Genomic DNA, 23,795 nt, shown 5'->3' with positions numbered 1-23,795 from the left:
GCCCGGCGTCAGGCACCGATGGGCGAGGGAGGGGCTATTGCAGGATCTCGTCGGGATCCACGCCCCAGAGGGCGGTCTTGATGACCCAGCCGCGGTTGCCGTCCGCACTCACACGGCACCAGTCGCGCATGCATTCGAGAAGCCGCACCACGACCCCCCGCTGGGCATGGACGGTCACGGTCGAGCCGCTGGCCGGATCCTCGTGCAGGTCGGCCATCTCGGCCACGACCATCGCGGTCCGCGCCCCCGACAGCAGCGCATAATGCACCCAGCCGCCGGCGCCCTCGAAATCCTCCACCCGCCGCCAGTGCTCGTATTCCGCCGTCACGCGGAGCGGCATGCCCGCACGGGTAAAGACCCAGTCGATCCGGTGGGTGAGGCCGGGGCCGCGGCGGGCGTTGCCCTCGGAGCTCTTGAGCGAGACATAGCGCGGCAGCGGCAGGTTCGTGACCTGCCCCACGCCGGGATCGGGGGCCGGCGCCGCCTCGGCGGCCATGGCCGCGAGATCGTCCGACGGCTCCTCGGCGTCCTGCGCACGGGTCTGCCCCGTTGCCCCCACCGAGAGTGCCAGCGCCAGCGCCGCCGCGAGCGTCGTGATCCTGCGTCCCATCGCTCTTTTCCGCCTTTCGCGCGGACATGCCTTCATGCCGCGCCGTCCTGCCTCTGCCGGGGCTTGTGCCGCGCCCCGCTTGGCGGCACCTTGCCACCACATGTCCGGATTTGGAAGTGCAGGGAGAGAGAGAATGCCCGGGGAACGCCTCACTGTTGTCGTCACGCGACGCCTGCCGGACGTGGTCGAAGCCCGCATGAAGGAGCTATTTCAGGTCGAGCTCCGCGACCCTGACACGCAGATGTCGCGTGAGGATCTGATCGAGGCGATGGGGCGGGCGGACGTGCTGGTGCCGTGCCTGACCGACGATATCGATGCGAACATGCTGGCGCAGGCCGGGCCCAAGCTGAAGCTGATCGCGAACTATGGCGCGGGCGTGGATCACATCGACGTGGCCTCCGCCCGGCAGCGCGGCATCCTCGTGTCGAATACCCCCGATGTCGTGACCGAGGACACGGCCGACATGGCCTTGGCCCTGATCCTCTCGGTCACCCGCCGCATTCCGGAGGGCCTGGCCGAGATGCAGTCGGGCGACTGGCCGGGCTGGTCCCCGATGGCGCATCTGGGCGGGCGGCTCCGCGGGCGGCGGCTCGGCATTCTCGGAATGGGTCGGATCGGTCAGGCGGTCGCGCGGCGCGCCCGGGCCTTCGGGATGCAGATCCATTACCACAACCGCAAGCGCCTGCGCCCCGAGATCGAGGCCGAAGTCGGGGCCACCTTCTGGGAGAGCCTCGACCAGATGGTGACGCGCATGGACATCATCTCGGTCAATTGCCCGCACACGCCCTCGACCTTCCACCTGCTGAACGCGCGACGGCTGAAGCTGCTGAAGCCCACGGCGGTGATCGTGAACACCTCGCGCGGGGAGGTGATCGACGAGAATGCGCTGACGCGCGGGCTGCGCGCGGGCGAGATCGCGGGCGCGGGCCTCGACGTGTTCGAGCATGGACACGAGATCAATCCCCGCCTGCGCGAGCTGCCGAATGTCGTCCTCCTGCCGCACATGGGCTCGGCCACGCTCGAGGGCCGGATCGAGATGGGCGAGAAGGTCATCCTGAACATCAAGACCTTCGCCGACGGCCACCGCCCGCCGGATCAGGTGCTGCCCTCGATGCTCTGACAGGCGTAACCGGGCCGGACCGGCGCGGCCGGCCGGTCCTCTCCGGCCCTGTCCGGACGGTGGCAGGCATGAGGGTCGCCTGCTCTCGCGGAACAGCAGCCCCCTGATCGGCGAGGAGGCTATCCGGACGGCGGCAGGCGTGAGGGTCGCCTGCTCTCCCGGAACGGCAGGCCCCTGATCGGCGAGGGGGCCGTCCGGCCGCCGCAGTCCGATCGCCCTCGGCTGCACGCCTGCGGGCAAGATCCCACCGGGGCGCCCGGGACGCGCCCCGCTGGTCCGTCCTCCGCATCCCTCGCCCTTGACGTGCGGCGCGCCCGGCCCATCCTCCTTCCACCGAAGGACAAGGGAGACTGCCATGACTGCCACGCTCGAGTTCCATGACGGGAGCCGGATCCCGCAACTCGGCTTCGGCCTCTGGCAGGTGCCGGAGGAACAAACGGCCCAGGTGGTGCGCGAGGCGCTGGAGCTGGGCTACCGGCTGGCCGATGGCGCCGCGATCTACGGCAACGAGGAGGGCCTGGGCGAGGGCTTGCGGACCTCGGGCCTGCCCCGCGACGAGATCTTCGTCACCACGAAGGTCTGGAACGATGCGCAGGGCTTCGAGCCCGCGCTGCGGGCGGTGGAGGAGAGCCTCGGGCGGCTCGGGCTCGACCGGCTCGACCTCTGCCTGATCCACTGGCCCGCGCCGAAGCGCGACCTCTATGTCGAGACCTGGCGCGCCCTCATCCGGCTGCGCGACGAGGGGCGGATCACCTCGATCGGTGTCTCGAACTTCGATCTGGACCAGATCGACCGGCTGACCGCCGAGACCGGGGTGACGCCGGTGCTGAACCAGATCGAGCTGCATCCGATGCTCCAGCAGGCAGAGCTCCGCGCGGGCCATGCCGAGCGCGGCATCGTCACCCAGAGCTGGAGCCCGCTCGGCCGCGGCATGGCCTTCGACACGCAGGCCATCCGCGGGATTGCCGAGCGCACGGGGCGCAGCCCCGCGCAGGTGGTGCTGCGCTGGCACATCGAGCTCGGCTGCTCGGTGATCCCGCGCTCGACCCGGCGCGCGGGGTTGGCCGAAAACCTCGACCTGTTTGATTTCGAACTGACCGAGGCCGATCACGCGGCGATTTCCGCCCTCGATGCGGGCACGCGCACCGGTCCCGATCCGCAGAGCTTCGGCTGATCGCCCCGCCAGGGAGCTGGAGGGATCCGCCGATGTTGGCTGGCTGACGGCCGGACTTCGGCCGCCGGCGTCCGTTCCGGGGGACCCTCCATGCTGCATCCGCTCCGATCCGCCGCCCTCCTGACCTGCCTCGCCCTGCCCGAGGGCGCTTTCGCCCATGACTGGTATCCCTTCACCTGCTGCTCGGATCGCGACTGCCACCCGATCGCCGAGACCGAGGTGACGGCGGGGCCGAAAGGCTGGGTGATCCGGCGCACGGGCGAGATCATCGGCTATGACGACGAGCGGCTGCGGCAGACGCCGAAACAGGCGGGCAACAGCTTTCATCTCTGCACGACCGACGGTAGGCCGGACGGCAAGACGATCTGCCTCTTCGTGCCCCAGTTCGGCAGCTGAGAGCTTCGGGCGGCGCGGGCCCGCCCTTTGCCGCGAATGCGGGAAGCCCCGCGCCGCGCGCATAGCCCGGGCCGTCAGAACCGCGTCGGCAGATAGGGCGCGATGTCGAGCTCCGGCCGTTTCGCGTCGAGCAGGTCGGCCACGATCCGCGCCGTGATCGGCGCGAGGGTGAGGCCGATATGGCCGTGCCCGTAGGCATGCAGGATCTCGGGGCCGGCCGCCGAGGGGCCGATCACCGGCAGGCTGTCGGGCATCGAGGGCCGAAAGCCCATCCAGCTGCGCGTGGGCTCGGGCAGGCGGGGGAAGATCGCGCGGGCGCCGGCCACCAGCCGCGCGATCCGATGCGGCGAGGGCGGGGCGGTGAGGCCGCCCAGCTCGACCGTGCCCGCGACGCGCAGCCGCCCGGCCATCGGGCAGAGATAGAACCCGCGCGCGGTGGGGCAGGTGGGCCGCGTGAGCGGCGGTTGCGCCATGTCCCACTCGACATGGTAGCCGCGTTCGGTGTCGAGCGGCACCCGGTCTCCGGCGCGAAGCGCGAGCGCCCGCGAATGGGCGCCGGCTGCGATCACCGCGCGCCGCCCATGGATCTGCAGGCCGCGGCCCGAGACGATCACCCCGTCGACCCGCCGCTCGAGACCGGTCGCGCGCGCCTTCACGATCTGCACCCCCGCCTTGCGCGCCGCCTCGGCGATCAGCGCCACCATCCGGCCCGGATCCGACAGGAACACGGCCTTGGGGAAATAGGCCGCTCCCGCCATCGGCGGCAGCGAGGGCTCCATCGCGGCGAACTCGGCCGCGGAGAGAAGCTCGACCGTCACGCCCAGCGTGCGGCGGAAGGCCATGTCGGTCTCGGCCGCGCGGACGGCCTGCGGGGTCTCGTAGGCATAGAGGCAGCCGCGCCGGTTCAGAAGCGCCGTGCCCTCCACCTCGACCGCCAGATCCTCCCAGCTCTGGGTGGCCGAGCCCAGAAGCGCCGCGATGGCCTGCGCGTTGCGGCGCGCGGGCGCGGGCAGCGACTGGCGCAGGAAGCGCGCGAGCCAAGGCGCAAGCGAGGGCAGCGCCATGTGCCGGATCGCCAGCGGCGAGTTCCTGTCGAACATCAGCGACGGCAGTTGCCGCAGCACGTCGGGCGTGCCCACGGGGAGCACCGCATAATCGGCGATGGTGCCCGCATTGCCATAGGAGGCGCCCGACCCCGGCTCTTCGGGATCGAGCAGGATGACCGAGCGGTGACGCCGCGCGACGGTGAGCGCGATGGTCAGACCCACCACGCCTCCGCCGATGACAACCGTATCCGAGGAAAGATGCTGGATCATCGCCTGTATCCGCGGGAAGCCCGAAGACCGGGCCGCCCGCCGCGTCTCAGAGGCAGGCCTCGAAGAGCGCGCGGGTGTTCTCGCGCGTCATCTCGACCGGGTTGCCGCCGCAGGACGGATCTTCCAGCGCCATCCCGGTCAGTTCGTCGAGCCGCGAGGCCTCGACGCCCATGGCCGAGAGGGTCTCGGGGATCGCAAGCTCGGCGCGGAGCGCCATGATCTTCGCCCGGAAACCGTCGAAGCCGCCCTCGATCCCGAGATAGGCCGCCGCACGCGCGATCTTCTCCTCGATGGCGGGGCGGTTGAAGTCGAGCACCATGGGCATGACCACTGCATTGGTCGTGCCGTGATGGGTGTTGTAGACCGCACCCACCGGATGGCTCAGCGAATGGATGGCGCCGAGGCCCTTCTGGAAGGCCACGGCCCCCATTGCCGCCGCGCTCATCATGTGGGCCCGCGCCTCGAGGTCGCCCGGCGTGGCATAGCCCTTGGGCAGGTTCTCGAAGACGAGCCGCATCCCCTCCAGCGCGATGCCTTGGCTCATCGGATGGTAGAAGGGCGAGCAATAGGCCTCGAGACAGTGGGCCAGCGCATCCATGCCGGTGCCCGCGGTGATGAATTTCGGCATCCCCACCGTCAGCTCGGGGTCGCAGATCGTGACCGCGGGCAGAAGTTTCGGATGGAAGATGATCTTCTTCTTGTGCGTCTCGGAGTTGGTGAGCACGCCCGCCCGGCCGACTTCCGAGCCGGTGCCGGCCGTGGTCGGCACCGCGAGGATCGGCGCGATCTTCGCGGCGTCGGCCCGGGTCCACCAGTCGCCGATATCCTCGAGATCCCAGACCGAGACGGTCTGATCGTGCATCAGCGCGATCATCTTGCCGAGGTCCAGCGCCGAGCCGCCGCCGAAGCAGATCACCCCGTCATGGCCGCCCGCCCTGTAGACGGCGATACCGGCCTCCATGTTCTTCTCGTTCGGGTTCGGATCGACCTCGGAGAAGCAGGCGCGCCCGAGGCCCGCCGCCTCCAGCTGGTCGAGCGCCGAAGCCGTGATCGGCAGCGCGGCCAGCGCCTTGTCGGTCACGAGGAGCGGCTTCTTCAGCCCGACGGCCTTGCACTGCTCGGCCAGTTCCGCGATGCGGCCCGCGCCGAACTTCACGGCAGTCGGATAGGACCAGTTCGCCCGGAGGGTCATTTCGTCACCTTCTTGAGATGGTAGGATTTCGGCCGCGTGACCGACATGTAGCCCAGAGCGGAGAGCGCGGCGCCCCGTCCGGTGTCCTTGCAGCCCGTCCAGCAGAGGGCGGGGTCGAGATAGTCGCAGCGGTTCATGTAGACGGTGCCGGTCTCGAGCTGCGCGCCGATCTCGGCGGCGGCTTCGGCATCCTGCGTCCAGAGCGAGCAGGTCAGGCCGTAGGGGCTGTCGTTCATGAGGCCGATCGCCTCCTCGTCGCCCGAGACCTTCATGATGCCCACCACGGGGCCGAAGCTCTCTTCCTTCATCACCCGCATGTCGTGGGTGACATCCACGAGGATCTGCGGCGCGAGATAGGCGCCGCCGTCATCGGCCGGGAAGAGGGCGGGGTCGATCAGCGGCCGGGCGCCCGCGGCCACCGCCTCGGCCACCTGCTCGCGCACGACGCGCGCGAAGCGGACGTTCGCCATCGGCCCGAGCGTCGTCTCGGGCTCGAACGGATTGCCGAGCTTCAGCGCCTTGACCCAGGCCACCGCCTTCTCGACGAAGGCGTCGTAGAGGCTTTCATGGACATAGATCCGCTCGATCCCGCAGCAGCACTGGCCCGCGTTGAACATGGCGCCGTCCATCAGGCTGTCGACCGCCGCATCGAGATCGGCGTCCGCGCGGACATAGCCCGGATCCTTGCCGCCCAGCTCGAGCCCGGTTGCGGTGAAGGTGCCCGCCGCCGCGCGCTCGATGGCATAGCCGCCCGAGACGGAGCCGGTGAAGTTCACGAAGTTGAAGGCCCGCGCGCCGATCAGCGCCTCGGTGGTGCCGTGATCCAGCACGACATTCTGGAACACATCCTCCGGCACGCCCGCCGCATGGAAGGCGTCCGCCAGCCGCTCGCCCACGAGAAGCGTCTGGCTCGCATGTTTCAGAACCACGCTGTTGCCCGCGATCAGCGCCGGCACCAGCGTGTTGATGGTGGTGAGGTAGGGATAGTTCCAGGGCGCCACGATCAGCACCACGCCCACCGCCTCGCGCACGATGCGGCGCTCGAAACGGTCCGAGGCCTCGACCACGGTCGGCGCCAGCGTCTCCGCGGCGATATCGGCCATGTAGGCGGTGCGGTCGTTCACGCCGCCGAACTCGCCGCCGAAGCGGGTGGGACGGCCCATCTGCCAGGCCAGCTCCTCGACCACGCTGTCCTTCATCTCGTTCAGTTTCGCCACGCCGGCCTTGACCAGCGCGATGCGCTCTTCCAGCGGGCGTGCGGCCCAGGCGGGCTGTGCGGCCCGCGCCCGGCGCGCCATCGCCTTGGCATCGGCCATCGAGAGCGGCATCCGCTCGGCATAGACCCGCCCGTCGACGGGCGAGATCAGCTGGATCGGTTTCGTCATGATGTTCCCCGTTCAGGCGCGCTCGAAGAGGCGGGCCAGTTCGAAATCGGTGACCACGCGGTCCTGTTCGGAGATCTCCCACTCCGCCGCATGGTGATAATGCTCGACGACCTCGTCGCCCATCGCCTCGCGCAGCATCGTCGAGCCCTTGAGCCGTTCTGCCGCCGCGCGGAGGGTCTTCGGGATCTCGCGGACGCCCGCGGTGCTGTACATGTCGCCCCGCATTTCCGCCTCGAGATCCATCTTCTTCTCGATGCCGTCAAGCCCCGCCGCAAGCAGCGCCGCGCAGGCGAGATAGGGGTTCAGATCGGCGCCCCCGATCCGGCATTCGACGCGGATCGCCTTGGTGCCCTCGCCGCAGACGCGGAAGCCCGCGGTGCGGTTGTCGCGGCTCCAGACCGCCTTGGTGGGGGCGAACATGCCGACGCAGAACCGCTTGTAGCTGTTCACATAGGGCGCGAGGAAGGCCGTGATCTCCTCGGCATGGGCCAGCTGGCCCGCGAGGAACTGGCGCATGAGCTCGGACATGCCGTGCGGCGCCTCGGGGTCGAAGAAGGCGGGCTTGCCGTCGAGCGTCCAGAGCGACTGGTGCACATGGCTCGACGAGCCCGCGCGGCGGTGGTCGTATTTCGCCATGAAGGTCACGGACTTGCCCGCGGCATGGGCGATATCCTTGACGGCGGTCTTGGTGATCGCGTGATTGTCGGCCGTGTCGAGCGCGTCCGAATATTTCACATTGATCTCTTCCTGACCCGCGTCGGCCTCGCCCTTGGAACATTCCACAGGGATTCCCGCGCCATAGAGGCCGTTCCTCAGGGCGCGCATCACCTCTTCCTCCTTCGAGGTCTGGAAGATGTGGTAATCCTCGTTGTAGGCCGAAATCGGCTTCAGGTCGCGGATCTGGCCCGAGGCCTGCATCGAGTTGCGCACCGCGTCGAACGAGGTCTCGAACAGGAAGAATTCGAGCTCGGTCGCCATCATCGCCTTGAAGCCCATGGCCTCGGCCCGCGCGATCTGGCGCTTGAGGATGGCGCGCGGGCTCTGGGGCACCTCGCGATGGTGATGGTCGAGCAGGTCGCAGAGCACGAGCGCCGTGCCCGGCATCCAGGGCAGGGCGCGCAGCGTGGCCATGTCGGGCTTCATGACATAGTCGCCGTAGCCCTTTTCCCAGCCCGAATTCTTGTAGCCGGGGACGGTGGTCATCTCCATGTCGATGGCCAGGAGATAGTCGCAGCAGTGGGTCTCGTGATGCCCGCCGTCGATGAAATACTGCGCGTGGAAGCGCTTGCCCATCAGGCGGCCCTGCATGTCCACGCAGGCCACGAGCACGGTATCGATCCCGCCGCTCTCCACCGCTTCCTTCAGCGCATCGAATGTCATGTTGCCGGGCATGTTCTTCCTCGTTCAGTCGCGGGCGGGCGTGCGGATGGGCGGCCCGCGCAGGGCCGCCCGAGAGCGGGGGATCAGGAGAAGCGGTAGGGCGGGCCTGCCTTCTTCATCGTCTCGTTATAGTCCTTGATGATCGAGACGACCTTGGCCTTCACCTCGGATTCCTGTGCGATCTCGTCCCAGAATTCCACGGCCGCATCCTCGACCTGCTTCCATTCCGCATCCGGGATCGTGGTCAGCTTGAGCTTGGTCTCGTTCACCCGCAGATGGGCCTCGCCGGCCCAATACCAGTGCTGCCGGTAGTAGTGCGACTGTTCGAAACAGACGCGCAGCAGCTCCTGCAGATGCGGCGGCACCTCGTTCCAGCGGTCCATGTTGGCGAAGAAATGCCCGATCCAGGCGCCCGAGATGTTGTTGGTCAGGAAGTAGTCGGTGACGTTGGCCCAGCCCACCGTATAGACCTCGGTGATGCCCGACCAGGCCAGCCCGTCGAGCTCGCCGGTCTGGAGCGCCACCTCCACATCCTCCCAGGGCAGCGTCACCGGCACCACGCCGAAGCGGGTCAGGAAGCGCCCCGCGGTGGGGAAGGTGAAGATGCGCAGGCCCTGAAGGTCGCTCAGGCTGTTGATCGGTTTCTTGGTCGAGAAGTTGCACGGATCCCACGAGCCCGCCGAGATGTGCTTCACGCCCACCTTGGCATATTCCTCGGCCCAGATGGCCCCCAGCCCGTATTTGTTGAAGAGCGCGGGCACGTCGAGCGAATAGCGCAGAGCCAGCGGGAAGTAGCCGCCGAACACGGTCACTTCGGTCGGCGACGCCATGGAGTCATCGTCCGACTGCACGCAGTCGATCGTGCCGCGCTGCATCGCCTGGAAGAGCTCGGCCGTGGGCACGAGCTGGTCGGAGTAATAGAGCTCGATCTCCATCTGGCCCTGCGCGATGGTGTTGAAGGCCTCCACCGCAGGCTTCACCACATGCTCGCCCAGGGCGGCGCCCGCATAGGTCTGCATCCGCCACTTGATCGGCGCCTGCGCCCGCGTCACGGCCGGCGCCGCAAGGCTCGCAGCCCCCGCCAGTGCGCCCGTGGTGATGAACTTCCGTCTGGTCGTCATGTCATACCTCCGTTGATGGGTCGGGGCGGTTCGGGCCGCCTCTCGTTGGTGAATCGTTACTTGGCGTAGAGCGTCTCCGGCAGCCAGAGCGCAATCTCGGGGAAGGCCATCACCAGCACCAGCGCCAGCACCATGACGCCCACGAACGGCACGATCGAGCGGTAGATGTCGCCGATGCTGATCTCGGGCGGCGCCATGGCGCGCATCAGGAACAGGTTGTAGCCGAAGGGCGGCGTGAGGTAGGCCACCTGGCAGGTGATCGTATAGAGCACGCCATACCAGATCAGATCGAAGCCGAGCGCCCCCACCAGCGGCACATAGAGCGGCGCGACGATGACGAGCATCGCCGTGTCGTCCAGAAACATCCCCATGATGAGGTACGAGAGCTGCATCATGATGAGGATGGTCCAGGGCGACAGCTCCAGCCGGTCGACGAAGAGGCCCTCGATCGCCCGCACGGCGCCCAGGCCATCGAAGACCGCCCCGAAGGCCAGCGCCGCGAGGATGATCCACATGAACATGCAGGAGATGGCGAGCGTCGCCCGCGTCGAGGTCTCGAACACCTCACGGGTGAAGCGGCCTTTCAGGATCGCGGCCAGAACCGTCACCAGCGCTCCGATCACCGAGCTTTCGACAAGGCTCGTCCAGCCGTTGACGAAGGGCACCATCATCGCGGCGAAGATGCCAAGCGGCAGGAGACCCGCGGCCAGCAGGCGCATCTTCTCGGACCGCGGCACCGCGGCCAGTTCCTCGGGCGGCAGCACCGGGCCGAGCGCGGGGTTCAGCCGGCAGCGGATCCAGATATAGGCCACGAACATGCCCGCCATCATGAGCCCCGGCACCACGCCGGCGAGCCAGAGCTGTCCCACCGGCTGGCGCGCGATCATCGCATAGAGCACGAGGACCACCGAGGGCGGGATCAGGATGCCGAGGCTCGACCCCGCCTGGATCACGCCCGTCACCATCAGCTTGTCGTAGCGCCGCCGCAGAAGCTCGGGCAGGGCGATGGTCGAGCCGATGGCCATGCCCGCGACCGAAAGGCCGTTCATGGCCGAGATCAGCACCATGAGCAGGATCGTCCCGATCGCAAGTCCGCCGGGCACGGGCCCGAACCAGACATGGAACATCCGGTAGAGATCGTCGGCGAGGCGGCTCTCGCTCATGACATAGCCCATGAAGATGAACATGGGCAGCGTCAGCAGCGGATACCATTTCATGAGCTTCATCGCGGCCGAGAAGCCCATGCTCTGCCCGCCCGTGCCCCACAGGGCGAGCGAGGCCACCACCGCCACGAAGCCGATCACGCCGAAGACACGCTGTCCGGTCAGCATCATCAGCAGCATGGCCGAGAACATCAGGATGGCGATCATCTCGTAGGACATCAGATCGTCTTCCCGCGCAGCGTGGCGATGTCGCGAATGAAGATCGCGAGACATTGCAGGATCATCAGGACGAAGCCCACGCACATCACGATCTTGATGGGCCAGAGATAGGGGCGCCAGGCGGTCGGGCTGCGCTCGTTGTATTGCAGCGAATAGAGGGTGCTGTCGATGGCGCCCCAGAGCATCACGCCGAGATAGAGGATCACGGCAAAGATCGTGATCGCGTCCCACCAGCTCTTCTTGCGCAACGGCCAGTCGGCATAGAGCAGGTCCATCCGCACATGGCTGCCCATCTGCAGCGAATAGGGCCCGCCGAGGATGAAATAGGCCACCATCACGAACTGGGCCATCTCGAGCGTCCAGAGCGACGGGTTGAAGAAGACCTTCGAGACCGAGGACCAGAGCAGCACGCCCATCAGGACGAACAGCAGATACATGGCGAAGCGGCCGATCCCGTAGTTCAGCCGGTCGACCAGCCGGACGAAGGCGACGAGGGCCCGCGGCATCGGCTCAGCCCGCCATGGCCGGGGCCGCGAGCGATCCGAGCGCGCGGGCGAGGATGGGGGCCAGACGCTCCGCCATGGCCTCTTCGGCCTCGGGCGTGGCGATCAGATCGTTGCGGATCTCGAGCATCACATTCGCAAGTCCATAGGGCAGGGCCTGAAGGCGCAGCGTGTGGGTCACGTCGTCGGCGGCAGAATAGGGCTCGTTCAGCCCGCAGACGAGCCCGCTGTCGCGGCTCTCCTCGAGCACGGCCAATGCGAGAGCCGGATCGTGGTCGTGGATGATGCCGAACTCGACCGCGCGCGGCTGGCCGTGCCAGACCGGGGTGAAGGAATGGACCGTCACCAGCACCGGGGCCGCGCCCTGAGCGAGGCGCCGCACGATCTCGGCCCTGAGGTCCGCGTGGAACGGCGCGTAGATCGCCGCGGTGCGGGCGGCGCGCTCCTCGGGAGAGAGGCGGCGATTGCCGGGGATCTCGTGCATCTCGGAACGCTCCGTCATCGCGCCCGGCTGATCCGGCGCCCGATTGCAATCGTATACGAGCCGCGACACCGGTGCGTGAACAAGAGCTGCGTCAAGCCGCCGCGCCAGTCCGCGCGACAGGCCCAGCGCACCCGGATCCCAGGCGATATGGGCCTGCCGCAGCTCTTCCGGCAGCCCGAGATCGCCCCAGCGGCCCGGAATCTCATGCGAGGCATGTTCGCAGACCAGCAGGAAGCGGCTGCGCGCGCACGCATTTTCGAGGATGGCCGGATAGCGGTCCGGCGCCATGTCGGCGAAGGTCATTATTGTCCGATTCATTCCCTGTTGCCACAAAGGCTCCACCGCGAGGCTCCGGTCTGTCAAGAATTTTTCTTCGCAACCGAAGCTGTTAAGATGTTTACTGCGGCGGAGGCGGATTCCGCCGCGCAATGCCCGCGCAAGCGGCGGACGTGAGGAGACGGGATGGGTCTGTCCAGCATCGAGGAACTCATGCGGTCGGCGCTGCCCGACATGACCCGGGCCGAGCGTCAGCTCGCCACGCATATCCTGCGGCAGTATCCGGTGGCGGCGCTGGGCTCGATCACCGCGCTCGCCAAGGCCGCCGACGTCTCGACGCCCACCGTGGTGCGTCTCGTGCAGAAGCTGGGGTTCAAGGGCTATCCCGACTTTCAGTCGGGGCTGCGCGGCGAGGTCGAGGCGATGCTCCTCTCGCCCCTGGCCAAGCACGACCGCTGGGCCGGCGGGGTGCCCGACACCCACATCCTCAACCGGTTCGCCGATGCGGTGGTGGCCAACCTTCAGGCGACGCTGAGCCAGATCGACCATGCCGAATTCGACGCGGCCGCCCGCCTCCTCGCCGATCCCGAGCGGCGGATCTTCGTCTTGGGCGGCCGCATCACCCACGCGCTCGCCGATTATTTCACCACGCTGATGAAGGTGACCCGCCCCGAGGTCACGCTCATGTCCGACATGTCGAGCACCTGGCCGCCGGCGCTGCTCGACATGGGGCGAGGCGACATCCTGCTGCTCTTCGACATCCGCCGCTACGAGAACATGGTGCTGCAGGTGGCCGAGATGGCGGTCGAGCAGGGGGTCGAGGTGGTGCTGATGACCGACCGCTGGATCTCGCCCGCGGCGGTCCATGCGCGCCACACCTTCTCCTGCCAGATCGAGGTGCCTTCGGCCTGGGACTCGACGGTCGCCATGCTGGTGCTGGTCGAGAGCCTGATCTCGGCGGTGCAGAGCCTGACCTGGGAGCAGACGGAAGAGCGGATGAAGCGGCTCGAGGATCTCTACGCCCGCACCCGGGTCTTCCGCCGCCACCGATAGGATCCCGCCCGGCGACGCCGCGCCCGCCGCAGGATGGATCAGCGCCCCGGGCGGCGCAGGTTCCCCGGCGGGGCCGGCCTTCGGGGAAGGCGACGCTCCCCGGCGGGGCCATGCGAAGGCACCACGGCCTGACGGGCGATGACGCCCGCCAGCCCGTGCGCGAGATCACCTCAGCCGGTGGACATGCGCGCTCTGCACGAGGCCGAAGGCCACCATCAGCACCAGCATGGCCGAACCGCCGTAGCTCACCAGCGGCAGCGGCACGCCCACGACGGGGGCCATGCCCATCACCATCGACAGGTTCACCGCGAGATAGAAGAAGAAGTTCGCGGCGATCCCGAGGATCAGGAGCGAGGAGAACCGGTCGCGGTTCTGCATCGCCGAGGCCACGCAGAAGGCGATGACCAGCGCATAGAGCACCAGAAGCGAGGCGGCGCCCACGAAGCCGAATTCCTCGGCCAGCGTGTTGAAGATGAAGTCCGTATGCTTCTCGGGCAGGAAGTTCAGCCGGCTCTGGGTGCCCTGCATGAAGCCCTTGCCCGCCCAGCCGCCCGAGCCGAGCGCGATCTTGGCCTGGATGATGTTGTAGCCCGCCCCGAGCGGGTCGGCGGTGGGGTCGAAGAACGTGTCGATCCGGCGATACTGGTAGTCGTGCAGGAACTGCCAGGGCGTGCCCCGCAGCGAGAAGACCGAGAAGATCGCGCCCACGCCCATCGCGGCCACCACGCCGAAATACCACAGGCTCACGCCCGCGAGGAACATGACCGCCGCCCCCACCATCAGCAGAAGCAGGGCCGTCCCGAGGTTCGGCTGGATCACGACGAGGGCGGTCGGCACGAGGATGATGAGCACCGGCAGCAGCACCCAGAGCGGGCGCGAGACCTTCTTCGGGTCGAGCCAGTCGTAATAGGCCGCAAGCATCATCACCAGCGTGACCTTGGCCATTTCCGACGGCTGCAGCACGATCGGCCCGAGCGCGATCCAGCGCTGCGCCCCCATGCCCACGGTGCCGAAGAACTCCACCACCACGAGAAGCGCCAGCGACACGATATAGGCCAGCCCCGCCATGTTGCGCCAGAACCAGATCGGCACGAAGGCCACGCTGAACATCAGCACGAGGCCCACGGCAAAGCGCTTCATCTGCGGCCCGGCCCAGGTGTCGATGTCGCCGCCCGCGACCGAGGTCAGCATGAGCCAGCCGACCGAGGCCGTGGCCGTGACCAGCAGCACCAGCGCCCAGTTGATGTGGAGCACCTTGGCAAGGCCCGTGGGCGCGGTCTTCACGCGATATTCGAGAAAGCTCATGGCAGCCTCAGGCCCGCGAGCGGGCGGTGACTTCGGGTTCGATCTTGCGCAGCGGCAGGCTCGTGAGCAGCGTCTCCATCCGCGCCCGCTGGCTCTCGGGATAGGCCGAAAGCGGGGGCAGGGGCCCCGGCGTCAGGCAGCGCAGGATCACGTCGCGCACGATCGGGCCCGCGACGGACGAGCCGCCGCCGCCATGTTCCACCACGACAGCCACCGCCACGCGCGGCGCATCGAAGGGGGCAAAACCCACGAAGAGCGCATGGTCGCGCCGGTTCCACGGCAGCTGGTCGTTCGAGATGACACCGCGCGCCCGCTCGGCGGCCGAGATGTTGCGCACCTGGCTCGTGCCGGACTTGCCCGCCATCACCAGCGCCGGATCGACGATCCGGTTCGTGTGGCCGGTGCCGCGCCGCTCGTTGATGACGGCATACATGCCCTGACGGACGGATCGAAGCAGCGAGCCGTCGACGCCGAGCGGCGGCGCCTCGGGCACCGGCAGCTCGGTATCGCCCACCGAGCGCACGAGGCGCGGCTGCACCGCCCGCCCGCTCGCCACCCGCGCCGTCATCACCGCGAGCTGCAGGGGCGAGGCCAGCACATAGCCCTGCCCGATCGAGGCGTTGATCGTGTCGCCGATCCGCCAGTCCTGCTCGTAGCGCTGCCGCTTCCAGGCCTTGTCCGGCATGATGCCTTCGGTGATGGCCGACATGGGCAGGTCGTGGCGCATCCCGAGACCGAGCCTGCGGCCCATCTCGGCGATCTTGTCGATGCCGACCCGCTGGGCGATGTCGTAGTAATAGACGTCGCAGCTTTCCGACAGCGAGCGCGAGAGCGACACCATGCCGTGACCGCCGCGCTTCCAGCAGTGGAAGCGCCGCCCGCCGGTCTCGTAGTGGCCCGGGCAATAGACCGCGGTCTCGGGGGTGATCACGCCCGCTTCGAGGGCCGCGAGGGCCGTGACCATCTTGAAGGTCGATCCCGGCGGATAGGCGCCCTGCACCGCCTTGTTGGCGAGCGGCCGGTGGTCGTTTTCGGTCAGCGCCGCGTAATCCTTGAACGAGATCCCGCGCACGAAGAGGTTCGGATCGAACGAGGGCGACGAGCAGATCGCGAGGATATCGCCCGTGATCACGTCGATGGCCACCGCCGCCGCGCTCTCGGCGCCGAGGCGGGCCTGCACGAAATCCTGGATCTCGGCATCGATCGTCAGGCGGATGTCGTCGCCCGCATCGCCCTCGACCCGGTCGATCTCGCGCATCATGCGGCCGTAGGCATTCACCTCGATCCGCTTGGTGCCGGCCTTGCCGCGCAGCGTGTCCTCCATCCAGGTCTCGACGCCGATCTTGCCGATCTGGAACTCGGGGATCTTCAGCAGCGGATCCGGATCCTCGATCTTGGCGAGGTCGTTCTCGCTCACCGGGCCCACATAGCCCACCACATGGGCGAAGTCGGTGTCGAGCGGATAGGCGCGGCTCAGGACCACCTCGGGCGTGACGCCGGGCAGCGAGGGCGCGTTGATCGCCACCTTGGAGAGATCGTCCCAGGCCATCCGGTCGGCCACGATGATCGGCACGAAGGGGCTGTGGCGCCTGGCCTCGGTCATGACGCGCTCGATGTCGGGCTCGGTCAGCGGGATCACGTCGGCCAGCCGGCGCAGCACGGCCTCGACGTCGCCCGCATCCTCGCGCGTGATGACGACGCGGTAATTCTGCTCGTTGCCCGCGATCAGGCGGCCGTTGCGGTCGAAGATCTGGCCGCGCGTGGGCGGGATCAGCCGGATGTTGATCCGGTTCTCCTCGGCCAGCAGCTTGAACTCGTCGGCCTGGTCCACCTGAAGATAGCGCATCCGCGCGCCGAGCACGGCGAACATGGCCGTCATGGCGCCGCCCAGAAAGAGGGCGCGGCGGTTTACCTTGCGGGCGCTGTCCTCGGAATCGCGGGCGGATCGTCTCACATGCGTCTCCCGAATGCGTCGAGTTCTCCCGTCGCGGGCTTGCGCAGGTCCAGAAGCAGCCAGCAGCAGCCGACGATCAGAGGATAGCAGAGGATCGTCATCGCGGTCTGCAACAGATGCTCGCCGAGCGCGGGCTGCGGCAGGAGCGCCAGCGCCGCGATGGTCCGTTCTCCGAAGCGCAGGGCGAGCATGACGCCCGAGACGAGCAGCCATTCGACCGGAAAGCTCAGCTCGCGCGTGAGCGCTGCGCGCGAGCGGAGGAACTCGGTGGCCACCAGCACCAGCGCGGCCCAGAGCCCCGGCGGGCGCATGAGGAGGAGATCCTCGAGCAGGAGCACCACCGCCAGAAGCGGCGCGGGCAGGTAGTCGGGCCGCCGGATCACCCAGGCGAGGATAAGGCAGAGCAGCAGGTCCGGGCCCGGCCAGGCCCCGGCGCGCAGGCCGAGCGGCAGCAGGCGCAGCATCACGAGGAAGGCCGCGATGGCCACGAAGGCCGTGGGATAAAGCCAGACGCGGCGGCGCACGCCCTCAGCCATCGGCACCCTCCACCGCGGCGGGGGCGGGCGGGGCGGGGGGCTCGGCCACGAGCTTGCCCGGATCGCTGATCGGTTCGAGCTCGTGGCTGCGCAGCACGCGCAGGAACTCGAGCCGCCCGTAGTCGGCCGCAAGCCGCACCCGGAGACGGCGATCCGGCCCCTGCGCCACCTGTCCAACAAGGAGGTCTGCCGGGAACACGCCGCCGTCGCCCGAGGTCACCACCCGGTCGCCCGGCCGCACGAGGTCGGGCTTGTCGAGGAACTCGAGCGGCGGGGAGGGCGAGTTGTCACCTGTCAACAGGGCGCGCTGGCCCGAGGGCTGCACCGTCACGGGGATGCGGCTGCTCGTGTCGGTGAGCAGGATCACCCGGCTCGTGGTGCGGCCCACGCCCGAGATCCGGCCGACGAGGCCGATCCCGTCCATCGTGGCCCAGCCGTCGCGGATGCCGTCGCGCGCGCCCACGTTCAACAGGACCGACTGACGGAAGGGCGAGCCCGAGTCGGCCAGCACGACGCCCGTCACATGGGTGAGCTTCGGATCGAGCCGCACCTGGTTCAGGTCCAGCAGCCGTGCGTTCTTCTGCTCGAGCTGGAGCGCGGCTTCCTTCCAGGCCTTCATCTGCTGAAGTTCCCGGCGCAGCTCCTGATTCTGCTCGTAGATCCGCGTGTAGGACTGAAAGTTCTCGACCATGCCCGCAACCTTGGTCATGGGCGTCATGAGCCATTCGAACGAGGGCACCACACGGTCGATCAGCGCCGCGCGGAACTGCTCGACGCGCGGGCTGTCGATCCGCCAGATCAGGAAGATCCCGAGCAGCAGCAGGACCAGCCCGCCGACGAGGATACGGCGCAGCGGACGGGTGAAATCCTCCGGTCTGATCCGGTCTCGGGCCAAGGGCGCTCCCTCTCAGAGCCGGCGGCGGGGCCGTCAGCTTTCGTAGTCGATCACATGCCGGAGCTGTTTCTCGTATTCCAGCGCCTTGCCGGTGCCGAGGGCCACACAATTCAGTGACTCGTTGGCCACCGAGATCGAGAGGCCGGTCTGCTCGCGGAGCGCGAGGTCGAGATCGCCCAGCAGCGCGCCGCCGCCCGTCAGCATCACGCCGCGGTCGACGATGTCGGCGGCGAGATCCGGGGGCGTGGCCTCCAACGCCTGCATCACCGCGTCGCAGATCTGCTGCACGGGCTCGGCCAGCGCCTCGGCGACCTGCGCCTGGTTGATCTCGGTCTCCTTCGGCACGCCGTTCAGCAGGTCGCGGCCGCGGATGGTCATGGACTGGCCGCGCCCGTCGTCCGGCATCCGCGCGGTGCCGATCGAGGTCTTGATCCGCTCGGCGGTCGAGTCGCCGATCAGCAGGTTCTGGTGGCGGCGGAGATAGGCCACGATCGCCTCGTCCATCCGGTCGCCGCCGACCCGAACCGAGCGGGCATAGACGATGTCGCCGAGCGAGAGCACCGCCACTTCGGTCGTGCCGCCGCCCACATCCACCACCATGTTGCCGGTGGGGTCGGTGATGGGCATTCCCGCGCCGATGGCCGCGGCGATCGGCTCGGCGATCAGGCCCGCGCGGCGGGCGCCTGCGGACAGGACCGACTGGCGGATCGCCCGCTTCTCGACCGGGGTCGCGCCGTGCGGCACGCAGACGATGATCTTCGGCTTCGAGAAGGTCGTGCGCTTGTGAACCTTGCGGATGAAGTGCTTTATCATCTCTTCCGCAGTGTCGAAGTCGGCAATCACGCCTTCCCGCATCGGGCGGATGGCCTCGATGGAGCCGGGCGTGCGGCCGAGCATCAGCTTGGCGTCCTCGCCCACGGCCAGAACCTGCTTCTTGCCGTCCTTGACATGGTAGGCCACCACCGAAGGCTCGCTGAGCACGATGCCCTTGCCGCGAACGTAGATCAGCGTGTTGGCGGTGCCGAGGTCGATGGCCATGTCCGACGAGAAGAGGCCGGTGAGAAACGACATGCTCTGCTGATCCTGTCCTGCGAAGAAGGAAATACCCGCGACTCTCGGCGAGGCAGGCGCCCTGCTTATAGGAAGGGTGCGCCGAGAGGGAAAGGCCCCTGACAGGAGGGGGCGGCGTCAATCCGCGCGCCGGGCCGATTGGACGGCTCTCTCGCGCCGCCCGTGCCGGTCGGGACGGGGGAGGGGAGGCGGGCCGGACGGAGCCTGTGCTGCGGCGAGATGCCCCGCCGTTTCGGCCGGGACAAGGGCAGAAAAGTAAGGCTGCGCCTCGCCTGCCCGCTTTCGCCGCCTTTGCCGCGGCCGCGCGCCGCGCTAGCTTCCGCCCGTTCGAAAAGATGAGGAAGCAGATTGTCCCCCTCCGCCGCCTTGAGCCCGCCGCTGCGGAACCTGTCGCTCGACGCTCTCAAGATCGTGATGGCCGTGATGGTCGTGGGGCTGCACGCGGGCTTCCTGCGCGACCTGCATCCCATGGCCTCGGACTTCTTCACCAACTGCCTGTTCCGGATCGCCGTGCCGACCTTCCTCGTCATCAACGGCTATTATCTCGAGAGGCAGCTCGACCGCGGGCTCCGGGTCTGGGCGCGGCGGGGGGCGCTGCTCTACGGGATCTGGATGGCGCTCTATGCGCCGCTCTGGCTGCCCGGTGCCCTGAAGGTGCCGGCCTTCGGACGCGAGGTGCTGGTCTTCGGCTACTACCACCTGTGGTATCTGCTGGCGCTGCTCCTCGCGGGGCTCCTCGTGGCGGCGCTGAGGCCTTTGGGCGAGCGGGTGCTGGCCGGGATCGCGCTTCTGGCCTTCGCCTGTGGCGTGGGCATCCAGTATGCGGGCAATTTCCACCTCTTCGAGCCGCCGCTCGACGATCTGCTGAACCGGGTCCAGAGCTACCGGAACTTCCTGTTCATGGGCTTTCCGTTCCTCGTGGCGGGCGTGCTCATCGCGCGGCACGAGGAAAGGCTCGCGCGCTTCGGCACTCCGGCGGTGCTCGCCGCGGCCTCGGCGCTTCTGCTGGCCGAATGGGGGGCGAACATGGTCTGGAACCGGGAGGATCCGGTGTTCGAGATCTTCGCCTCTCTGGCGCTGGTCTGCCCGGCCCTGTTCCTGACCGTGAAGAACCGCCGCCTGATGGGCCGGAGCCGCGACTTCGGCCAGTTCGCCACCGCGCTCTATCTCGTCCATATCGCGGTGCTGCATTTCACCTACGATGTCGAGATGGGCGATACGCTGCGCACGCTGATCGGGCTCTGCCTCGCGTCGCTTCTTGCGGTGCCGGTGGTGCTCGCCGCGCGGCGGCTGCCGATCCTCTGACCCTCTTCCGAGCGTCGCCGGCCCTGTCCCGAGGCCGTGGCCCGGGGGGGCAATCCCGCGCGCGGCGGCAGGCCGGAATGAGACGGGCCGCCCGTGGGGCGGCCCGATCCGATGGGAGGTGGCGGAGCCCTGCGCTCCGACGGCGCGCCTCGTTCAGGCGTGCGAGCTGTAATGCACGTCCTTCGTGTCCGCACCCGGCGCCGACTTCTGGCGGCGGTGGATCAGGCGGTTCAGCGCATTCACATAGGCCTTCACGCTCGCCACCACCGTGTCGGTGTCGGCGGCCTGACCCGTGGCGATCTTGCCGTCCTCCTCGAGCCGGACCGAGACCGTCGCCTGCGCGTCGGTGCCTTCGGTCACCGCATGGACCTGATAGAGATGCAGCTTGGCATGGTGCGGATAGATCATCTTCACCGCGTTGAAGGCCGCATCCACCGGCCCGTCGCCCGTCGCGTCGATGGCATGGTCCACCCCCTCGACCGAGAGCGTCATCTCGGCCTCCTGCGGGCCGTCGGTGCCGCAGACCACGCGCAGCCGCTTGAGCTGCAGCGTGTCATGTTCGGCCGAAGTCACCTGATCCTGGATCAGGGCCACGATGTCATCGTCATAGACCTCCTTCTTGCGGTCGGCGAGCGCCTTGAACCGCACGAAGACGTCGTTCAGCTGGTTGTCGGCCAGATCGTAGCCCAGATCCTTGAGCTTTGCGCGCAGCGCCGCCCGGCCCGAATGCTTGCCCATCACCAGCGACGTGTCGGCGAGGCCCACATCGGCCGGTCGCATGATCTCGAAGGTCTGCGCGTTCTTCAGCATCCCGTCCTGATGGATGCCGCTTTCGTGGGCGAAGGCGTTCTTGCCGACGATGGCCTTGTTGAACTGCACCGGGAAGCCCGAGACGGTGGCGACCTTGCGGCTGATGTTCATGATCTTGGTCGAATCGACGCCGGTGCGGTAGGGCATGATGTCGTTGCGGACCTTCAGCGCCATCACCACCTCTTCGAGGGCGGTGTTGCCCGCTCGCTCGCCCAGGCCGTTGATCGTGCATTCGATCTGGCGCGCCCCCGCCTCGACGGCCGCCAGCGCGTTCGCGGTCGCCATGCCCAGATCGTTGTGGCAGTGGGTGGCGAAGACGATCGTGTCCGCGCCCGGCACGCGCTCGACGAGCATGCGGATCAGGTCGGCGCTTTCGCGCGGGGCGGTGTAGCCCACCGTGTCGGGGATGTTGATCGTGGTGGCGCCGGCCTTGATCGCGATCTCGACCACGCGGCAGAGATAGTCGTGCTCGGTCCGCGTCGCATCCATCGGCGACCATTGCACATTGTCGCACAGGTTGCGGGCGTGGCTCACCGTGTCGTGGATCCGCTCGGCCATCTGGTCCATGTCGAGGTTCGGGATCGCCCGGTGCAGCGGCGAGGTGCCGATGAAGGTGTGGATGCGGGGGGATTTCGCGTGCCGCACCGCCTCCCAGCAGCGGTCGATGTCCTTGTAGTTGGCCCGCGCGAGGCCGCAGATCGTGGCGTTCTTCGACTGCCGCGCGATGGCCGAGACGGCCTCGAAATCGCCCTCGGAGGCGATGGGAAAGCCCGCCTCGATGATGTCCACGCCCATCTCGTCGAGCAGCGCCGCGATCTCGAGCTTCTCGTCATGCGTCATGGTCGCGCCGGGCGACTGTTCGCCATCCCTGAGCGTGGTGTCGAAAATCAGGACGCGGTCCTGCTCGGATGCGGTCTTGGTCGTGTCGGTCATGTGAATTCTCTCGTTGTCCTCAGCTTCGGTCCCGGGCGCTGGTCACCTCCGAGCGGTCGCGCCCAAGGGCACGCTCAGAGGCAGCTAAGGAGAAGAAGCGCACGGGCAGCCACAGCCCGGAGGGGCGAGGCGGAGCTGATCGCGATGGTGCGGTCCCGTGTCATGGCGCGGATATTACGGAGCAGGGCGCAAAAGGAAAGTGCGAAATTGACCGCACATGGCGCTTTTCGCTCCGGGGGCTGCGCTTTGCCGGAGCCTCGCAGACCGACGGGGTGCCGAGGCCCGCATTGCCTTCAGATCGGGGATCGGCATCCGGCGCCTGCGTGTGAAGCCCCGGGCACCGTGTCCTCGCGGGCGGGCAGAGAGGGCAGGGGCCGGCATGGGCACCGGCAGGGCCGGCTGGTGGATTGCAGGGAGGATGGCCTCGGCAGGTGCCGCGCGGGCGTGAGGAGGGCCTCGGGCCGCGACGGGACCGGCCGAAGGAGCGGAGAGGCGGGCGGCCCTTGTCGTGGCGCGGGGCTGCGTCGGACGCAGGGATGCCACGGCGTTTCTGTCTGCGCGGGCAGGTCGCGGCCGCGGTTGACCGACCGCAACGCGGCGCGGGGCGGCCGGGCGCAGACAGGATCCGTCAGCGGAACCTCCAGCCGGGAAGGACAATCGAGATGCTTGCGCCCTCGGCCGGGACTTTTCCCTGCGGAAGGGGACGCGCCTGGCATTCCGCCGGAGCTTCGGGCGCCGGTCCTCGGCGGGTCACGGCAGGTCTTGGACCAGCCTGAGGCCGAGGAAATCGGGCGGAATGCCCGCCGCGCAGCCGCCCGAGCGGGCATCGCGCACGAAATCCACGAGGAAGGCGCGGTGCTTGCCCTGCGCCACGCGCACGCCGCAGAACCGCTCGGAGGAGAGGAGCCGGCCCTCGGGCGAGGAGGCGCGCTTCTCGTCGCAGCTCTCCGTCCATTCCCAGACATTGCCGGCCATGTCCCAGATCCCGAGGCTGTTCTGCCCGAAGTGGCCCTGCGGATGGGGCACGAGATCGGCCTCGCCGCGGCGCGAGACCTCGGCGCGGTAGCTCGCGAGCCAGCGCTTCGACGGATCGTCCGCCTCCGCCCCGAGCGCGCCGTCGAAGCCGCGCTCGGCCGCGGCCCGCAGCCACTCGGCGTCGGTGGGCAGGCGCCAGGCCTGCCCCGTTGCCTCCGAGAGCCAGGCGGCATAGGCGGCGCCGTCCGACCAGTTGAGCCCGGTCTGGGGCAGGAGGCGGCCGGGCTCTGTCGCGGCGGGCAGGCAGTCTCCGTCCGCCACGCAACGCGCATAGTCCTCCTGCGTCACCTGATGGGTCATGATCGCGAAGGCGCCGAGCGCCAGAAGCTCCACCGGAGGATCGATGCGCCGCGTGCCGATGCGGACTTCGGCCGAGGTCCGGTGCAAGAAGGGCCCCGCGGGGATCGTCACCGTCTCGGGTGCCTCGACGGCAGGGACGGACGGCCCCGGCCCGAAGAGGGCCGCGACCGCGGCGAAGGCTGTGGCGAGGGCTGCGCGGGGCATGGCGGGGATCCTTGTGGCGAGGGGCGCGCAGGCGCGCCGGCGGGAGAGCCGGGAC

General features: G+C 68.5%; 21 protein-coding genes. 5 read left to right on the top strand and 16 right to left on the bottom strand.

The annotated features are described in order from the left end of the window. Positions 1–34: 34 nt before the first annotated feature. The gene (locus A9O63_RS14715; protein WP_069332621.1) at positions 35–646 is read right to left on the bottom strand and encodes an SH3 domain-containing protein; all 612 of its coding nucleotides are present in this window, start codon (positions 644–646) and stop codon (positions 35–37) included. A gap of 97 nt (positions 647–743) precedes the next feature. Here A9O63_RS14715 and A9O63_RS14710 point away from each other — a divergent pair, with 97 nt between their 5' ends. The 3 genes from A9O63_RS14710 (at position 744) to A9O63_RS14700 (ending at position 3,300) form a co-directional block, all read left to right on the top strand. Further along, on the top strand, positions 744–1,730 hold the full coding sequence (locus tag A9O63_RS14710; protein ID WP_069332620.1) for a 2-hydroxyacid dehydrogenase: 987 nt from the start codon (positions 744–746) through the stop codon (positions 1,728–1,730). A gap of 355 nt (positions 1,731–2,085) precedes the next feature. Then, positions 2,086–2,904, top strand: a complete 819-nt coding sequence (locus tag A9O63_RS14705) for an aldo/keto reductase (protein WP_069332619.1) — start codon at positions 2,086–2,088, stop codon at positions 2,902–2,904. Positions 2,905–2,994: 90 nt separating this feature from the next. Beyond that, positions 2,995–3,300, top strand: coding sequence for a hypothetical protein (locus tag A9O63_RS14700; protein ID WP_069332618.1), 306 nt, complete (start codon positions 2,995–2,997; stop codon positions 3,298–3,300). Positions 3,301–3,374: 74 nt separating this feature from the next. Here A9O63_RS14700 and A9O63_RS14695 read toward each other — a convergent pair whose 3' ends face one another. From A9O63_RS14695 to A9O63_RS14660, 8 genes are all read right to left on the bottom strand, one after another. Beyond that, entirely contained in the window at positions 3,375–4,616 is a 1,242-nt protein-coding gene (locus A9O63_RS14695) for an NAD(P)/FAD-dependent oxidoreductase (RefSeq protein WP_069332617.1), read from the bottom strand. A gap of 46 nt (positions 4,617–4,662) precedes the next feature. Continuing rightward, entirely contained in the window at positions 4,663–5,808 is a 1,146-nt protein-coding gene (locus tag A9O63_RS14690; RefSeq protein ID WP_069332616.1) for an iron-containing alcohol dehydrogenase, read from the bottom strand. Continuing rightward, positions 5,805–7,193, bottom strand: coding sequence for an aldehyde dehydrogenase family protein (locus tag A9O63_RS14685; RefSeq protein ID WP_069332615.1), 1,389 nt, complete (start codon positions 7,191–7,193; stop codon positions 5,805–5,807). Before A9O63_RS14685 ends, A9O63_RS14690 begins: the two co-directional genes overlap by 4 nt. 12 nt (positions 7,194–7,205) lie before the next feature. Then, complete coding sequence (locus tag A9O63_RS14680) at positions 7,206–8,585, bottom strand: glutamine synthetase family protein (RefSeq protein WP_069332614.1); 1,380 nt, start codon at positions 8,583–8,585, stop codon at positions 7,206–7,208. Between the two features lie 71 nt (positions 8,586–8,656). Further along, positions 8,657–9,694 carry a TRAP transporter substrate-binding protein gene (locus tag A9O63_RS14675; protein WP_009564770.1) on the bottom strand — a complete coding sequence of 346 codons (1,038 nt, stop codon included), beginning with the start codon at positions 9,692–9,694 and terminating at the stop codon, positions 8,657–8,659. A gap of 56 nt (positions 9,695–9,750) precedes the next feature. Then, positions 9,751–11,076 (bottom strand): TRAP transporter large permease, encoded by a 1,326-nt coding sequence (locus tag A9O63_RS14670; protein ID WP_069332613.1) that lies wholly within the window; start codon positions 11,074–11,076, stop codon positions 9,751–9,753. Then, entirely contained in the window at positions 11,076–11,582 is a 507-nt protein-coding gene (locus A9O63_RS14665) for a TRAP transporter small permease subunit (protein ID WP_009564772.1), read from the bottom strand. The genes A9O63_RS14670 and A9O63_RS14665 overlap by 1 nt, the downstream gene beginning before the upstream one ends. 4 nt (positions 11,583–11,586) lie before the next feature. Then, a complete protein-coding gene (locus A9O63_RS14660) occupies positions 11,587–12,366 on the bottom strand; it encodes an N-formylglutamate amidohydrolase (RefSeq protein WP_069332612.1) in 780 nt (259 codons plus the stop codon). Between the two features lie 159 nt (positions 12,367–12,525). Between A9O63_RS14660 and A9O63_RS14655 the strand changes: the two genes are divergently transcribed. Further along, positions 12,526–13,392 (top strand): MurR/RpiR family transcriptional regulator, encoded by an 867-nt coding sequence (locus A9O63_RS14655; protein WP_069332611.1) that lies wholly within the window; start codon positions 12,526–12,528, stop codon positions 13,390–13,392. A 165-nt stretch (positions 13,393–13,557) separates the two neighbouring features. Here A9O63_RS14655 and rodA read toward each other — a convergent pair whose 3' ends face one another. The 5 genes from rodA to A9O63_RS14630 are packed head-to-tail and all read right to left on the bottom strand — an operon-like array spanning position 13,558 to position 19,153. After that, positions 13,558–14,697 (bottom strand): rod shape-determining protein RodA, encoded by a 1,140-nt coding sequence (rodA, locus tag A9O63_RS14650; protein ID WP_069332610.1) that lies wholly within the window; start codon positions 14,695–14,697, stop codon positions 13,558–13,560. A 7-nt stretch (positions 14,698–14,704) separates the two neighbouring features. Further along, positions 14,705–16,651, bottom strand: coding sequence for a penicillin-binding protein 2 (gene mrdA, locus A9O63_RS14645; RefSeq protein ID WP_069332609.1), 1,947 nt, complete (start codon positions 16,649–16,651; stop codon positions 14,705–14,707). Continuing rightward, the gene (locus A9O63_RS14640) at positions 16,648–17,187 is read right to left on the bottom strand and encodes a rod shape-determining protein MreD (protein WP_069332608.1); all 540 of its coding nucleotides are present in this window, start codon (positions 17,185–17,187) and stop codon (positions 16,648–16,650) included. Before A9O63_RS14640 ends, mrdA begins: the two co-directional genes overlap by 4 nt. Continuing rightward, positions 17,180–18,082, bottom strand: a complete 903-nt coding sequence (gene mreC, locus A9O63_RS14635) for a rod shape-determining protein MreC (protein WP_069332607.1) — start codon at positions 18,080–18,082, stop codon at positions 17,180–17,182. The genes A9O63_RS14640 and mreC overlap by 8 nt, the downstream gene beginning before the upstream one ends. Before the next feature lie 33 nt (positions 18,083–18,115). Beyond that, positions 18,116–19,153 (bottom strand): rod shape-determining protein, encoded by a 1,038-nt coding sequence (locus A9O63_RS14630; RefSeq protein ID WP_002719492.1) that lies wholly within the window; start codon positions 19,151–19,153, stop codon positions 18,116–18,118. A 348-nt stretch (positions 19,154–19,501) separates the two neighbouring features. Here A9O63_RS14630 and A9O63_RS14625 point away from each other — a divergent pair, with 348 nt between their 5' ends. Further along, on the top strand, positions 19,502–20,458 hold the full coding sequence (locus tag A9O63_RS14625; RefSeq protein ID WP_069332606.1) for an acyltransferase family protein: 957 nt from the start codon (positions 19,502–19,504) through the stop codon (positions 20,456–20,458). 153 nt (positions 20,459–20,611) lie between these two features. On the opposite strand, the gene A9O63_RS14620 is transcribed toward A9O63_RS14625, so the two are convergent. Both A9O63_RS14620 and A9O63_RS14615 read right to left on the bottom strand, forming a co-directional pair. Beyond that, positions 20,612–22,201 carry a 2-isopropylmalate synthase gene (locus tag A9O63_RS14620; RefSeq protein ID WP_069332605.1) on the bottom strand — a complete coding sequence of 530 codons (1,590 nt, stop codon included), beginning with the start codon at positions 22,199–22,201 and terminating at the stop codon, positions 20,612–20,614. A gap of 750 nt (positions 22,202–22,951) precedes the next feature. Further along, a complete protein-coding gene (locus A9O63_RS14615; RefSeq protein WP_069332604.1) occupies positions 22,952–23,740 on the bottom strand; it encodes an SUMF1/EgtB/PvdO family nonheme iron enzyme in 789 nt (262 codons plus the stop codon). Positions 23,741–23,795 lie beyond the last annotated feature (55 nt).

This window comes from Cereibacter johrii (genome assembly GCF_001720585.1).
Classification (GTDB): domain Bacteria; phylum Pseudomonadota; class Alphaproteobacteria; order Rhodobacterales; family Rhodobacteraceae; genus Cereibacter_A; species Cereibacter_A johrii.
Note: the sequence above shows the minus strand (reverse complement) of the source record. Positions and strands in the feature narration are given on the sequence as shown.